The organism is Clostridium sp. CS1-1, assembly GCF_056135525.1.
Genome location: NZ_CM148680.1, coordinates 1,350,948 through 1,366,604 on the forward strand (window position 1 = coordinate 1,350,948; position 15,657 = coordinate 1,366,604).

General features: G+C 30.5%; 14 protein-coding genes and 1 riboswitch. Of the genes, 12 read left to right on the plus strand and 2 right to left on the minus strand.

What is annotated here, in order from left to right:
• The first annotated feature begins 513 nt into the window (after window positions 1-513).
• Genes AC0N0V_RS06080 through AC0N0V_RS06090 form a run of 3 tightly spaced genes read left to right on the plus strand, consistent with a single transcriptional unit; the run spans window position 514 to window position 4,090 of the window.
• Window positions 514-1,203 (plus strand): response regulator transcription factor, encoded by a 690-nt coding sequence (locus AC0N0V_RS06080; RefSeq protein WP_474462720.1) that lies wholly within the window; start codon window positions 514-516, stop codon window positions 1,201-1,203.
• Entirely contained in the window at window positions 1,204-2,655 is a 1,452-nt protein-coding gene (locus AC0N0V_RS06085; RefSeq protein WP_474462722.1) for a sensor histidine kinase, read from the plus strand.
• The gene (locus tag AC0N0V_RS06090; protein ID WP_474462725.1) at window positions 2,639-4,090 is read left to right on the plus strand and encodes a hypothetical protein; all 1,452 of its coding nucleotides are present in this window, start codon (window positions 2,639-2,641) and stop codon (window positions 4,088-4,090) included. The genes AC0N0V_RS06085 and AC0N0V_RS06090 overlap by 17 nt, the downstream gene beginning before the upstream one ends.
• A gap of 108 nt (window positions 4,091-4,198) precedes the next feature.
• On the opposite strand, the gene AC0N0V_RS06095 is transcribed toward AC0N0V_RS06090, so the two are convergent.
• Complete coding sequence (locus AC0N0V_RS06095; RefSeq protein ID WP_474462726.1) at window positions 4,199-5,143, minus strand: polysaccharide deacetylase family protein; 945 nt, start codon at window positions 5,141-5,143, stop codon at window positions 4,199-4,201.
• Window positions 5,144-5,612: 469 nt separating this feature from the next.
• On the opposite strand from AC0N0V_RS06095, the gene AC0N0V_RS06100 reads away from it, so the two are divergent.
• Window positions 5,613-6,230 carry a lysoplasmalogenase family protein gene (locus tag AC0N0V_RS06100; RefSeq protein ID WP_474462727.1) on the plus strand — a complete coding sequence of 206 codons (618 nt, stop codon included), beginning with the start codon at window positions 5,613-5,615 and terminating at the stop codon, window positions 6,228-6,230.
• A 138-nt stretch (window positions 6,231-6,368) separates the two neighbouring features.
• On the opposite strand, the gene AC0N0V_RS06105 is transcribed toward AC0N0V_RS06100, so the two are convergent.
• On the minus strand, window positions 6,369-7,436 hold the full coding sequence (locus AC0N0V_RS06105; RefSeq protein WP_474462728.1) for a glycosyl hydrolase family 18 protein: 1,068 nt from the start codon (window positions 7,434-7,436) through the stop codon (window positions 6,369-6,371).
• Between the two features lie 340 nt (window positions 7,437-7,776).
• Between AC0N0V_RS06105 and AC0N0V_RS06110 the strand changes: the two genes are divergently transcribed.
• The 8 genes from AC0N0V_RS06110 (at window position 7,777) to AC0N0V_RS06145 (ending at window position 15,651) form a co-directional block, all read left to right on the plus strand.
• Window positions 7,777-8,286 carry a GAF domain-containing protein gene (locus AC0N0V_RS06110; RefSeq protein ID WP_474462729.1) on the plus strand — a complete coding sequence of 170 codons (510 nt, stop codon included), beginning with the start codon at window positions 7,777-7,779 and terminating at the stop codon, window positions 8,284-8,286.
• A gap of 168 nt (window positions 8,287-8,454) precedes the next feature.
• Entirely contained in the window at window positions 8,455-8,793 is a 339-nt protein-coding gene (locus AC0N0V_RS06115; RefSeq protein ID WP_474462730.1) for a hypothetical protein, read from the plus strand.
• A 90-nt stretch (window positions 8,794-8,883) separates the two neighbouring features.
• Window positions 8,884-8,981: riboswitch (guanidine-I (ykkC/yxkD leader) on the plus strand.
• Window positions 8,982-9,123: 142 nt separating this feature from the next.
• The gene (locus AC0N0V_RS06120; protein ID WP_474462731.1) at window positions 9,124-9,333 is read left to right on the plus strand and encodes a hypothetical protein; all 210 of its coding nucleotides are present in this window, start codon (window positions 9,124-9,126) and stop codon (window positions 9,331-9,333) included.
• 447 nt (window positions 9,334-9,780) lie between these two features.
• Entirely contained in the window at window positions 9,781-10,662 is an 882-nt protein-coding gene (locus AC0N0V_RS06125; protein ID WP_474462732.1) for a GDSL-type esterase/lipase family protein, read from the plus strand.
• Between the two features lie 140 nt (window positions 10,663-10,802).
• On the plus strand, window positions 10,803-12,086 hold the full coding sequence (locus AC0N0V_RS06130; RefSeq protein WP_474462734.1) for a DUF4317 family protein: 1,284 nt from the start codon (window positions 10,803-10,805) through the stop codon (window positions 12,084-12,086).
• Between the two features lie 126 nt (window positions 12,087-12,212).
• Window positions 12,213-13,127, plus strand: a complete 915-nt coding sequence (locus tag AC0N0V_RS06135) for a DMT family transporter (RefSeq protein WP_474464465.1) — start codon at window positions 12,213-12,215, stop codon at window positions 13,125-13,127.
• Window positions 13,128-13,630: 503 nt separating this feature from the next.
• Window positions 13,631-14,146: a hypothetical protein gene (locus AC0N0V_RS06140; protein ID WP_474462735.1), complete on the plus strand. Its 516-nt coding sequence runs from the start codon at window positions 13,631-13,633 to the stop codon at window positions 14,144-14,146.
• 329 nt (window positions 14,147-14,475) lie between these two features.
• Window positions 14,476-15,651 carry a MalY/PatB family protein gene (locus AC0N0V_RS06145; RefSeq protein WP_474462737.1) on the plus strand — a complete coding sequence of 392 codons (1,176 nt, stop codon included), beginning with the start codon at window positions 14,476-14,478 and terminating at the stop codon, window positions 15,649-15,651.
• The last annotated feature ends 6 nt before the right edge of the window (window positions 15,652-15,657 follow it).

Sequence of the window (15,657 nt, forward strand, 5' to 3'; positions counted from 1 at the left end):
TTAAAAGAAATAACCAGTAGAAGATGCCCTAACTATATTAACACAAAATCTTGTGGTTTAGGCCAAAATAAATAATACGATTATGTGAACAAATACTTTTCTTATAATGTTTTACTTGAAAAGATAAAGAGGATATAATAAGAGTTTATCAAGTGATTCTTAGGTTCAGATGGAGTTTACTTATAAGAGTGACTTTCTCCAGCTGAACCTTAGAAGAACTTATCCAGGCGCGTAGCAGTGCTTATCCCCCACTTTGATAGAAGATGGGGGTGTTAGCAATGGTAGCGGTCGGATAAAGCAAATTAGTTATTTTTGTATATTGAGATGAAGCTAATTGATTTAAGATTTGTAATCTAATTGTAACTTATTCCATTTACAAAAGATATATAATGTATAAGGAAAAAACTCTTCTATACAATAGAAAGACAGGGAACATATGAACTGAAGATTAAATCAGGTATTTGCATTAGAGTAGGTGGTCATCGGATAAATATGTAAACAGGAGTGATAGTGGTGAATAAAGTATTAATTATTGAAGATGAAGATAGTATTAGAGGTTTTTTGAAAATAAATTTTCAAAGACAAAATTTTATAGTAATAGAAGCAAGCTCTGGGGAAGAGGGGCTGGACAAGGCAAGAATGGAAAATCCAGATATTGTCTTGCTAGATATTATGCTGCCAGGAATTGATGGTTTTCAAGTATGTGAGAAACTAAGGTGTGATTTCCCAAACATTGGAGTTATTATGCTTACTGCTAGGGGGCAGGATGGGGATAAGATAAGAGGACTGGAATTTGGTGCAGATGATTATGTTGTAAAACCCTTTAATCCCTTGGAGGTTATATTAAGGGCAAAGTCTTTAATAAGGAGAATAGTTGAAAAGGATGAGAAGTTAGAGACTGAAAATTTAAGCAGTGGGCCATTTGTAGTAGATATTTACTCCCAAAAGGTATTTAAAAATAATGAGGAACTGTCTCTTACTCCGAAGGAATTTATGCTTATGAAACTTTTTATTGAAAACCCTGGTAGAGCATTTGCTAGGAATGAACTATTAGATATAGTTTGGGGGTATAATTTTGTAGGTGATGCTAAAATAGTGGATGTTAATATAAGAAGGTTAAGGTCAAAGATAGAAGATAAATCTTCAGATATATTACATATAGAAACTGTTTGGGGAACTGGTTATAGATGGAGGAAAGAATAAATGCCTATTAATAAAAAGGACAAGGATTCCTCAAAGAGTATAAAGACAAGACTTGTAGGTAATTTTATGGTTATTATTTTGATTAGTGTCACTGTTTTTGAAGGTTTGCTTATTAATTTTACACAACATTATTTTTATAAGAATGTTGAAGGCGTTTTAACAAATCAAATAAGAATAGCTTCAGATTTTTATACAAAATATTTTTCAAATGTTGCTCTAGAAATAAATGTTCTTGATAATATTGATGTGTTTTGGAAACAAACTACTGCACAAGTACAAATTATAGACCCATCGGGAAGAATTTTAATGGACTCAGCAGGTGTTTTAAATAAGGATTTATTAGGCACCTCTGATTTTAAAGATTCTTTATCTGGTGAAAAAGGTATATGGATAGGAAAAGAAGAGTATGATATGGAAAAGATTATGGCAATTTCATATCCATTAAAATCTAATGGGAAAATAATTGGAGTATTACGATTCATCACATCTCTTAAAGAAATAGATAAATTAGTATTAAATATATCCTTAATATTTATAGGTATTGGAATTATAGTGCTTTTAATTTCAGGGATTATAAGTATACTTATTGCACAAAGTGTTGTTTATCCGCTTAAAGAGGTTACTAGTGCAGCAGAATTAATGGCAGCTGGTAACCTGAAAATTAGAATAAAGAAGAATAATAATGATGAAATAGGAAGACTTTCAGATACGCTAAATTTTATGGCGGAAGAGATTGAAAAAAGAGATAAGATAAAAAATGAATTTATATCATTAGTATCTCATGAATTAAGAACACCTTTGACATCAATTAAGGGATGGGCTATTACTCTTAAAACTGATGAGACAAATGATAAATTTATATTGAATGAAGGATTAAATATTATTGAAAAAGAGAGTGACAGACTAAATGTTATGGTAGAGGAACTGCTTGATTTTTCAAGATTTGTTTCAGGTAAAGTCACATTGAAGAAGCAAGAGACGGATATTAGAGAGATTCTTGAATACATAGGGAAATATATGGGATTAAGAGCTAAGAGAGAAAGGATAAATTTTAAGGTAATATATGAGGAGATACCTTTGATAGAAATTGATAAAGACAGAATAAAGCAAGTGCTTATAAATCTTCTTGGTAATGCCTTTAAATTTACACCTCCAGGAGGAGATGTAATATTAAAGGCATTAAAAAAAGAAGAATCAATTCTTTTAAGTGTTAAGGATACAGGATGCGGAATTAGTAAAGAGGATTTAGCACACGTTAAAGAAAAATTTTATAAAGGGAAAAATAGTAAATCGCAAACGGGTTTAGGCTTATCCATATGCGATGAAATAGTACAAATGCATAATGGAAATCTTGTTATAGAAAGTGAATTAGAGAAGGGGACAGAAGTTATTGTAAGTATTCCCTTTAAAACAAACAATAAAGAGGAAAAAGATTATGAAACGAAGATATAGTGGTCTACTTATTATATTGTTATCTATACTTATTCTTCCTGGTTGTATAAGTATAGATTTTAATGTAGAAGAAAAGATATTACCTCCAGGAAATGCTGTTAATGTTGTTCATGGAACGTGGAGCATATCAAAATACTTACCAGTAGGAAATAAGGATAATGTGTCTAGAGTAATGAATAAGTATATTGGTAAATCTGCTATATTTGACGGTGAAGTAAGTATCCTAGGAAAGGACGTATGTTTTAATCCTCAGTACAAGATAAGAAATGTAGCAACTAAAGATTATTTGTCAGAAAAATATAAAATAGATCCAGAAGAGCTTGGAAATTTAAAAGACAAAATTCATGTAGTTACAGTAACATCAGGAAATCAAATGTTTTATGATTTTATCATAGTAGATGACAGCACTCTGCTCGTGTATGTAGGGAAGGGGTTTCTGAATCTGCAAAAGAGTTCTAGTGAGGTTAATAGCGATATAAAACAAAAAAGCTTAAAAAATTCTGTAGAAGCAAAGAACAATATTATTAAAGAAGATTCTTTGGTAAGATCAGGAATTTTACTTGGAATACGATCAAAAGAAAATACTTATAGAACTATATGGATAGGATCAAGGAATAAAGAAATCAAGCCTATTATGTATACTAAGCAACTTTATGTGCCAAGAACAAAGGGCTTTTGGGAAGTAGGTGTACATAAAGAAACAACCTTAAAAGACAACAACTTAAACATATATGCAAATCCTATTACTGAAAAACCTACCGTAAGCGTAAAAAATATGCTCACTGAAAATGTTGAAAGAAAAATTATGTTCATTGGGAATGATTATGTGGGTACAGAGTATGGTTCAAGACTTCAGGTCATACCTATAGATAACATAGGTGCTGGCAAGGGTGTTAACCTTTCTGATATAGCAAATGACAATGCATATAATGTTATGATACGCTCTAGTGAGAGATTTATTTCATCTCTTGATAAAGATAAGGTACAGCTAATTGAAAAAAGCCCTAAAAAAGATAACTTCACATTACAGAGGCATAATGGACATTGGATTTTAAAAGGTAGATTGGAATATCAGAAGCCTATAGAAGGAAAAAATTATGAGGATTTTGATATAAATTTAATGTTACCTTCAAAGCTTATAAACTATGATGACTTGTATATCCCATGGAGTGATATAAAGTCAAGAATGCCAGAAGCTTCAGATGCATTGCTATCACCTAATAAAGACATTGCATTATTGGAAGGGAAAGATAGCATGTATATATACTCCATAGAAAATGGAAAACTTTCTGAGCAACCGTTAGAAAAAATATCACTAGATGATGGTGATTCTGTTGTTATGGCGGAATGGGCTACTGGTGAATATGCGGAAAAGTGGGAAAGAAGTGTACAGCACAAATTTACGAAACTAGATGAAAGTAAGGATTTAAAATAATTAGATATCTGAAAAGAAATGATAAGTTAAGGATGCAATGTATATATTGTGTTAGATGAGGAGAGAGGTGACCTTGATAGCTAATCTATCAAGGTCACTGTTTTATCTCTACTTAATAGTGGCAAATTCATATCCCTTAGATTTTAGAAGTTCTATTATAGAAGGAAGAGCATTAACAGTGGATTGCTTTGTTGACGAATCATGCATTAAAATTACAACATTGCTATTTGAAATTTCTGCAGTAGCAATTTGATTTTTAATAGTTGATAATTGCTCCTCAGGGGAGACATTATTTTTTACACCATCTCTATTTTCGCTGTTCCAATCTACAAAATACATTCCAGATTTTATAAGGTAGTCTCTCATAGGTTTTTTCCAAGATTCAAAAGAACCCGCAGGAAATCTTACTATTCTTGTGGAACCTGTTTTTTCAAGGGCATTGTCAATTGATTTATTTGTTTTCTCTATTTGTGAACTAAATGCTTGTACGTTAACACTTTTGTGTGGATATAACACTTTATAATCATGGGTGTAAGTATGGTTTCCTATAGCATGTCCTTCATCTGAAATCTGTTTCAATATTTGGGGACTATTGTCAACAGCATTTCCTACTACAAAAAATGTTCCGTGTACTTTATATTTTTTTAATATATCTAGTATTTGGGGAGTTATGCTTGTATTAGGACCGTCATCAAAGGTCAGGAAAGCATATTTCTTACCCTCATTTCTTCCAAAATTATAAACTTCTTCTGCTTTTATTGAATAGCTTTCTTCTGGTTTTTGTACATTATTTTCGTCTTTTGATATATCAGATTTAGATTCGAGCTTTTCTGTATTACTGTCACTATTATTTGTATTAGATAATAGTACAGATGATTTGCTATTTTTATTTACAGACTTGTCCTGAGATTGTGTAGCGGAATTGTTTTTATTAAGTAGTAATAATTCCCTTGCAGACAATGCTGTTGATGCTAGAATTGTAATAATCATTATAGAAAAAATAAACCTTTTCTTTGATTTAATTTTTACTTTTTTTAATCTCTTTCTTCTCATATTATGTCTCCTTCTTTTTTGTATAATGTTGTCTATACTTATATATTACAGTCTTTTTTGAAAAAAAAGGTTACAAAAAACGAAAAAAAAAGTTACAAAATAGTTACAAAATTATTGGTATCCTTAAAAGTTTTTCTCTTTGAAAAATATTAAAGTGAAACTTTATAGAATATAATATATAGGTTGTATTAAATAAACTACATTGAATTGCTAATAATTATTGGAGCAGGCAGTCATCGGATAGACTTTATGGATTGTATACAAAATAGTACTATTTAAGTTAAGAGAATATCTCAACTATGAAAAGAAGCAAGGTATCAGAGAATATATTACGTTTGGAGTGATTATTATAACAAACTATGTGAATAAGAATATAATGGTAAAATTCGTAATTTTCATTGAGTTAGTAATATACTTTTTATTCATTTACATTGATTTCAGGACCAATTTTAAATCAGTGTATTCTTCAATGTTGAAATATACTGGAATATTACTTTGTTTGTTTTTAACTATTTTAATAGGAAATAGCGGACATGATAAAAAGGATACAATGCTTCTAAGATTGGCATTTATCTTTACTGCTACAGCTGATCTATGTATGGTAATTTTAGAGTTCAATACACTAGGAATAGCTATATTTTGCTTAGTACAAATAACTTACATAGTTCGTCATAGAAGAGGGGCAAAAGAGAGGAGTAATGTATATTTCTTAGTAGCTGTTATTGTAGTAGCGATAATTATATTAGGGGTAGATATGAACGGCTTGAAAATAAGAGATTTGTGTAATAGTAATTTAAATATATTTATTATAACTATAGGAAGTGTTTATGCTATTTTGCTATCTTACAGCGTTTATACTGGGTGGAAGACTATTGGAGGAAGCTTTTATCCAGTTTATAGTAAGTATTTAATTGTTATTGGTATAACTTTATTTCTGCTTTGTGACATAAATGTAGCCTTATCAAATATACCAGGTAATTTATCCATAGTGAATATTAAGATTGCAAGTGTTTCAAAGTTACTAATATGGGTATTTTATCTTCCATCACAGGTTTTGCTTGCTTTAAGCGGGTATAGTAAGGATTAAAAAAGGAACTTTCTAGCAATGATGCATTGCGAGAAGTCCCTTTTTCTTAATATCACTTAAATTATGAATTTATTTGACAAAAATCAATAACAAAATATCAAGTTGAGTTAAAACTTTATCTGATGCCAAAAGTTCTATTTATAATTTTGCCTTAATAGTTGACCAATAATCTGCATTTTCAAGCCCAAGCCTCCAAATAGCTATACCGGCTAAATTATTTTTATTCACAATATCTAATTTATAAGCAAGACTTGTACTGTTCTCAAACCATACAGTATGGTTAACTCCCGACTTATCCTTATATCTAAAATACGGACTTTGCGAAACATCATTCCATTGAATTTCTGCATTATAAGCTTCTGCTAGCTTATATATAGAATCAATTCCGTAAGCTTTTACCCCATTTGAAGACCAATCATATCCATAGCTTGCCACACCTAAAACTATTTTGGTGGGGGGGATTATAGAGATAGCATAATCCACAACAGCTTTCACCCAGTTTATAGAAGCAATTGCACCAGCTGGACTACTTGGAGAATGTTCATCATAAGTCATTAGGACAACCTGATCTGTATATTTGGCAATCTCTTTATAATCAAAGGCACCACTCCACCCATCTTTTAGGTTATCATTTGTTTTTGCTGGTACTGAGGCTGTTACAGTAAAGCCTTGAGGATTAAGCACACTATAAAGCTCCTTTAAAAAGCTCGAATAATAATCTCTATCATAGTAATAAACATTTTCAAAATCTATGTTTACACCTTTATAGTTATTTGCTTTCAAAGTATTTAAGATATTGTCTATTAATACTTTTCTATTAGTAGGATTCTCAAGTAAGGTTTTAGCTAAATCACTATTGAACTTATTTGTTACCATAGCTAAAGGTTTAATTCCTTTGGTATTAGCATATGAAATCTGTTCCTTAGGAACAGTACCAGATAAGTTACCCTTAGTATCAATAGTATAAGTTTCAGTTGCTATATTATTTATAGAGCTAGTGTTTTCTATCATTTTATTGTAGGAAGACCTATCCTCGGGGTAATAATAGGTTGTAAATGCTAAAACAGTTTTATTTGTAATTGTTTTAGCAGGTGGTGTTCCAATTGATATATTCTTTTTGGTAGATTTAATAAATAGCATTGATGTAACAAGACCTATAAGTAGTATAGCTACAAGAGCTAGAAATAATCTTTTTTTAGTAAACATAAAGTTTCCCTCCTGTGTCTTTAGACGTAAATTAAGACTTCTATAGACAAGCATATAAACTATTATGTATAAGATATTGGTTAATTTCAAATGTAACTTTTGGCATGTTTGTAAAAAGAAGTGACAATAAAGGAGATTTGGCTTAAATTAATATTTAAATATAAGATTCCATATGGTATTATAGGTATTATATTATTTAGCTGTCTGATAAATGAAAAAATGACTGATAAAATTAAGCACTAGATAAATTTGTAATTAATGTTAATTTAAGTTCGGATTAAACTGGAGTACTAGGCAGTTAACTTTGTAGAAACTAAAGTTGAAGATTGGAGGAGTAAGAATGTTTGATATAAAAGTATTTGATGGTATGAGTTTAAAAGAAAAATATGAAAATATGGTGAACATGCTAGAGGCCTTAATTATTGATGAAAAGGATGATATAGCAAATATATCTAATGCCGCTGCAATTATTAATGCCTTAATAGATAGAATAAATTGGTGTGGATTTTACTTAATGAAAGATGGAGAATTAGTTCTAGGACCTTTTCAAGGCATGCCTGCTTGTAATAGAATAAAAATAGGAAAAGGGGTTTGTGGTACAGCAGCAGACCAAAGGAAAACTTTAAGAATAGATGATGTTCACAGTTTTCAAGGACATATTGCATGTGATTCTGCTTCTAATTCAGAGATAGTTATACCTATAGTTAAAGATAATGTTGTTTATGGTGTGTTAGACTTAGATAGTCCTGAGCTCGGTCGATTTACAGAACTTGAACAGGAGTATTTAGAAAAGTGTGTGAGTATTCTAAATAAGTATATAAGTTGGGATAAAGTTACCGATATTAAATAATTAGATTTCTAAATATTACATTGATTACGCTACCAGATGTTTAGAAATTTGATAACATTTGATAATATTTGATAATAGTTTAAATTAATTAAAAATGTAAAAAATGTTTAATATTCTTCCTAAATAGTACGAATATTAATATAATAATATTTTTTAGGAGGATTTTTTGTGTGGGAAAAGCTTCAGTGTGATTATTTTATAGAGTTAACCATAATAATTCTCACTGATATATTAGATGTATTAAGAAAAGAAAAAGTGGATGATACAGAACTTGAAGTGAGAAAATCCAATTTTGATTATGCAAGTAGAAAACTTCAAAAGCTAATTTTAAGATATGAAAAGAATAGTATTATCTCTGATGAATATATTCTGTTTATCGAAGCGTTAGAGGAAAGTAATAGCTTTGTTGCAGGTATTAATAGTAATTTAAACAAACAAGAGATAGAAAAGAAATGTAGTAAGATTACTAAATTTATAGAACAAATGATAGAATTATGTGGTAAGTAGAAATATATTAATTTAATATTTAAAAAGTATATAATTAATGTGTTAAAAATCTATTATTGAATATTGACAGTTTTATCGATGCTATATATTTGAGTTGATTTCTAGGGTTCCGCGATTAGTTATCGGTCTGGTCCAAGAGAAATCACGCAGCATGTCTGCGTTCACGGTGAGATAAAAGCCCAGGAGGATTTATTTAATTCCTCTTGGGCTTTTTTGTTTTTTTATTGATATATTTCAAGTGTTTCATAGCATGGCTAAATTTTCATAAATAATAAGTTCACTCTTAAGAGATAATATTAATGCTAAAAAAAATAAGGAGGGAACAAAGATATGACAGAAAGAAGCCATGTAGATATAGATAAATTAGAAAAGATTCCAGAAGGAAAGCCTTTTACTTATAAAGATGTTGTAGAAGATGGTTTTACAAATGAAGGACATACTGAAGATGGTAAGAAATTTAAGGCTGAGGTCAAAAGTGGAGAGTTTGATGCAGAAATTGTAAAGGAAACTAATAGTCATTTAGTGTATAAAAAACTATAAATAAGTCAATAAAATTTAATAGAGAAGAAAAAATAAGGCTTAGGCATATTTTTGTATCTGAGCCTTATTATCTTTAATTTAAAAATAGATAGATAACATATAGATAAAAAACTCCAAAGCTAGACTTACACCCCGGGATATATTAGTAATTCTCAAGCACCATAAATACTTTTTAATTCGTCTAAAGCTCGGCTAGAGGGAAAAGCCAAGAACTTAGCCAAACTCGCTATCGCTCAGACATGGCTAAGTTCTAAGCTTTTCTCTCTAGCCGAGCTAAGACTCATAAAAAAGTATTTAAATGTGCTTCAGAATCACTAATATATCCCTCCGTATAAGTCAACTTTCTAGTTTGGTTATCTATAGAGTTCCGCTTTAGATTCCTGTAGGGCAAGGTGCAGTGAACGAATTAGTATTGACTTATAAGGCAGTGATAGAGGAGAGTAACAGTTGAATAAAAGATTTTTAATGCTAAGTATATTTTCACTAATATGTTTAATAATAGTTAGTAGTTCAGCATGTACATCTGCAAACTATGATAGTAACAACTTGAATAGTAAACAAGAATTAATTACCAAAAGTCGATTAGCCGAAAAAGAAAGCTTTATTTCAAAAATGGGCTTAATTAATAAAGAAAATTTAGTGGAAAAAGAGAATTCAATTACAAGCGATAATTTAGTTAAGGGGAAAGAGTTGGCTAGTGAAGATAATTTAACTGAAAAGGAGGAGCTAACTAGTAAAGAAAAATATAAGGATTATTCCGATTATTATATTGATAGAGTTACGACATTTAAGAAATTGCCACATAGCAACAGGGATATAATATTCTTAGGGGATAGCTTAATTGATATATGTGAGTGGGACGAATTACTTGGAAATCCATTAATTAAAAATAGAGGAATAAGTGGAGATACAACTAACGGAATTTTAGATAGATTAGAGGAAGTTGTAGCAGGAAAGCCTAGGAAGATATTTATTATGATTGGAATAAACGATATAGGAAAGGGAAGGAAAACTGAAGATATAGTAAAAAATTATGAAAAAATACTTCAGAACATAAAAGAGAGCTCGCCAAATACTGAGGTATATATCCATAGTGTATTGCCTATAAATAAAGATTTATTTAAAACGAGTACAAAAGAGGAAGAGATAATAAATTTAAATAATAGATTAAAAGAGCTTTGTGCAAGACAGAAATTACAATACATAGATTTATATCCACTACTTGTGCAATCAGATAATAAATTAAAAACAGAATATACTACTGGAGGGATTCACTTAAATGGCAAGGGATATTTGGTGTGGAGAGAAGCTGTCAGAAGGTTTTTATAATAAAAATTTGTAGAATGTGGCCGTATTACGAACAAGGAGCTGTAAATCAGCTCCTTTTGCATAATGAAAAATAAAATAAATATGGTATAATTATTTTCAGAGAAGTTACTAGTAGCGTATGAGAAAAGGGGTTATAAAAGATGAACAAAAAAGATTTAGCAGATTTAAGAAAAGAATTTAAGCTTTCAAGTTATATGATGCCTATAAAAGAGATATATAGTGTTTATTTAAAAAAAGATAATGGCGAGATTATAACAAAGGAACTAAGTTACTTTGAAATGATGGATATTGAGAAAAGAGAACTTTACCTAGAAAACTTTAAAAAGGTTTTAACTGGCACTATAGATGCAAAGATTTTTGAACTTGATTTTAAAATGGTTAATCAAGGGCAAGCAGATCAGGAAACTGCAGCAGCAGGGATTGGTATGGATGAAAGTACTGAAGATATAGTTGAAACTTTAAGAAAGAAAATGGAAGGTGCTGACTATGAGCCAGAAATTATAGAAAGCACACAAACTATTCTTTATAATGCATTAAGCTCAGGTGAAAGCATGGTAGACTATGCAGATAAGATAGTTGAAAAGATTGCTAGAAATTATACCTATGAAACTGATATAGTTATAAATTTTATAAAAGCTGAGTATTTTAAAGGAAACAGGAAAAGAAGCAAAGAAGCAGATGAGTCAATAGATGATTTTGTACAAGCAATAGAGTTTATTATATGCAGTATAAATAAAGTAGATGTACCTAAGAAGGTTTTGAAATTTGATTATTCAGAAATGACTTTTAAGCCCACATCAGCTTTAGATGTAGAGGTTAACTTAAAGTCTCCTTTAGATGGATTCTTATTTCCGAGCATTAGCAGTGAATATGTTGATGTAAACAAAGTCGTGTATTATTCTTCTAAAGCAAAGCAAATGAATACAGCTTTTGTGGAAAATGTACTAGACTGTGGTTTAAGACCTACTGCAATTGAGGAGAAGGAAAGCTTCAACGCAATATTAAATACAGTAGTAGGAGATAGAATAAAGTCTGATACTATGCAGGAGATATACGAAAGAATAAATGAGAAACTAGAACTTGCGGATGAAGATGAGGTTGAAGAGCCAACCATTGATATGAAGGAAATAGCCAAGGTCTTGGAGGAAACTGGTATCGAGCAAACAGAAGTAGTTAAGAGTGCCTTTGAAGAAATCTGTGGTGGAGATTATGAATTTAAGATTAAGAATATAATACCAGATTTTAATAGTAAATCTATTAAGATTGAAAATGAAACTACTAATATAACTATTACTCCAAGAGAGTTAAGCTCTGTTAGACAAGTTATTGATAAGAACGGGAAGAAGTGTCTTTTAATTGAGCTTACTGAAGATGTAGAAATCAATGGATTTAAGCTAGAAAATGAAGAAATAGAAGTTTTATAATGAATTTGAGTTAATGGTACTATTATTAGAAATTTAAAAATAAGATATGATTGTAATATGGAATGGTCTTCAGGAAAATACCATTCCATATTAGTATTTAATAATCCAAAAGTAGGTGAAGGTATAGTGAAATTTAAGCCAAGAGCAAAAGGAATAATACTTGTAATCATTGGAGCAATGCTTTGGGGAGTATCTGGAACTGTTGCTCAATATTTATTCCAAAAAAAAGGATTTAGTCCGGAATGGCTTACTGTAATTCGGTTATTAGCATCAGGAGTGATTTTACTATTATATGCTTTTATAAAAGGTAATCAAGATATATGGAAAATTTGGCAATCTAAACGTAACTGCTGGGGACTTATACTTTTTAGTATAATAGGAATGATAGGTGTACAGTATACGTATTTTGCTGCTATTAAGTACGGAAATGCGGCAACAGCTACCATACTTCAATACTTATCGCCAGTTATAATTACCTGCTACTTAGCTATTCGTACTAAAAAGATTCCGAATTTACAAGAAATTTTAGCTATTACCCTGGCAATGATAGGTACATTTCTTATAATTACAAAAGGCAATATTCATGCTATATCCATTTCAAAATTAGTATTATTTTGGGGAATCAGTTCGGCTTTTGCAGCAGCATTCTATACATTACAACCGCGAAATCTGCTTAATGAATGGGGTTCTACACTTGTAGTGGGATGGGGAATGCTCGTTGGAGGAATAACTTTCAGTTTTATTCATAAGCCCTGGGATTTTATTGGTCAATGGTCAACTAGTTCAATACTTGCTGTCATATTTGTAGTATTATTTGGAACCCTCATTGCTTTTCATTGTTACTTGGAAAGTTTAAAATATATACAACCAACAGAAAGCAGTATACTATCTTCTGTTGAACCCTTATCAGCAGCATTTTTATCTGTATTATGGCTAAAAGTTTCTCTTGGATTGCTGGAATGGGTAGGGACAGTATGCATTATAACTACGATTATAATTCTATCTCGTGCAAAAAATAAAGAAATTACTATTGAAATTTAAGGTACTGCCTACATGATAACTCTAGTTTAATGCTAAATTTTAATATTAAACCTAACTTTTTAAAAAGATTAACGAAATCAATGAAAGCTTGTTCCATAGAGTCATCTAAGGGATAAGCTTTTTTTAAATAATTATATAACATATATAAGCATAACGGTATATTATCCATAAGCGAAGAGGTTCAACAGGAATTTGGACGTACAGGAAATGGCTTGGTATAGAAAAATTTGATATAGTTTCAGATGCAATAATAATGGGAAAAGCCATGGCTTGTTTTGCAGAAAGTGTGCTTAAATTCCAACTGCCTCTTGCAATAGAACAAGAATAACTAGGTATAGACTTGGACCTGGTTGAGGAATCCATAAATGAATATTTAAAAGGTGAGACATCTAATGAAGTTCTAGAAATAGCTAAAGGATAATAATTAGAAAACTTGTAGGTAAAGGATATTTATTTAATCATAAAAATTGAACTTTATGAATATAAAGTAAGGGGGTGATTTTATGTATATAACAAGAGTATGTAAGATATGTGATAATAATAAATTTCACGTGATACCAGATGGAGTTAAGTTTAATGTGAAGTGTTCAGAGTGTAATGGTTTGAGAAACAGCATTGAAATTAGTGGTGAAATGATTATACCAAAATGTAAAAACTGTGGTAGCGATAAGTTTAAGCTAAGGGAAGAGGAGCTAGAAGATGAAGTAATAGTTCAAATTAATTGTTCGGAGTGTGGGACTGCTGCAGAGTATGCATATATTGATGATGACGGTAATGAGATTACATTTGAAAAAAGAACGCTATTGGATATGAAGAAGTTGGTAAGCAGACTAAGTAAAAAGGTTGAAGGGTTAGAGATTGATGTTAGTGATTTAAGGGAAAGATATGATGAGTTTAATTATGAGGTTAGTGATGTAACTGACTTAGGATATGAACTTGAGGGAATCACTAAAGAATTAAGGGATATCAAAGATGATGTTCAGAATTTAGACAGCAAAGTAAAGGATATTGAGTTATAAGCAGAGTTCTTGACATCAGAGGAAGCTAGGATTTCATCTGATGCTTATTTATAGGATAAAAAGAAAGAAAATTATACTTTAAGGCTTAGTATTATCCATCATTTTTGGAGACTACTGAGTCTTTTGTTTGTACAAAACTTAAATAATTAAAAGCAAATAGTTATAACAAATTAAAATATTAGTGATAACTATCTATATGAAACAATTATTTAACTTTGGAAAATTTAAATGCTATAATCAATTAGTAGAATTTTGAAGATTCATGAAAATTTTCGAAAGTGCTTTGAAATCGTTTAAAAGTATAATTGATAAATTATGGAGGATGTAAGATGAAGTTTAATTTTGATGAAGTGGTGGATAGAGCGAACACTAACTCTGTAAAGTGGAGTTTTAAAAAAGAACTTTTAGGATACGAAGACGTAATTCCTATGTGGATTGCTGATATGGATTTTAGAACTCTTCCAGAGGTTGTAGAAGCTATTATGAAAAGAACCGAGCATGGTGTGTTTGGATACTCAGATGGAATGAATTCATATTATGATTCAGTGATTAGTTGGATGAAGAGAAGGCATAGCTTTGAAGTTAAAAAGGAATGGATTTGTACATGTCCTGGAATCGTTCCAGCATTACATTTTTTAATTAAAGCTTATACAATTCCAGGAGATAAAGTAATTGTTCAATCGCCAGTTTATTACCCGTTCTATGATTCAATTTTACATAATGATTGTGAGATATTAACAAATCCTTTAAAACTTGAAGATGGAAAATACACTATGGACTTTGAAGATTTAAAGGAAAAAGTAAAACAGGAAAGGGTTAAGATTTTAATACTTTGCAATCCGCATAATCCTATTGGAAGAGTGTGGACAAAGGAAGAGTTAAAAACATTAGGTGAAATCTGTATAGAGAATAATGTATTGGTTATTTCCGATGAAATTCATTCAGATTTAGTATTTAAAGGTTATAAACATACAACCTTTGCTTCGATTTCTGAAAAGTTTAGAGAAAATTCAATAACTTGTACAGCACCAAGCAAAACATTTAATTTAGCAGGATTACAAACTTCAAATGTTATTATTTCTAATGGAGAGTTGAGGGACAAGTTTAAAACAATACTTTTCAAACATGGATTAAAACGTTTAAACACTTTTGGAATCATAGCCTGTGAGGCAGCGTACATGCATGGCGATCAGTGGTTAGATAATCTTATGGAATACTTAGAGGGTAATAAAAACTTCTTAAAGGATTTTATAAAAGAGAGAATGCCTAAACTTAAAGTAATAGAAACAGAAGGAACCTATCTAGTTTGGATAGATTGCAAAGAATTAGGAATGAGTGAAGAGGAGCTTAAGGTATTTATGCTTACAAAAGCTAAAGTAGCTTTTGATGAGGGATTCATTTTTGGACAAGGTGGAGAAGGTTTTGAAAGAATAAATATTGCCTGTCCAAGACTAGTTTTAAGAGAAGCATTAGAGAGGATGGAGAAGGCCATAAACAGCCTATAATCTATA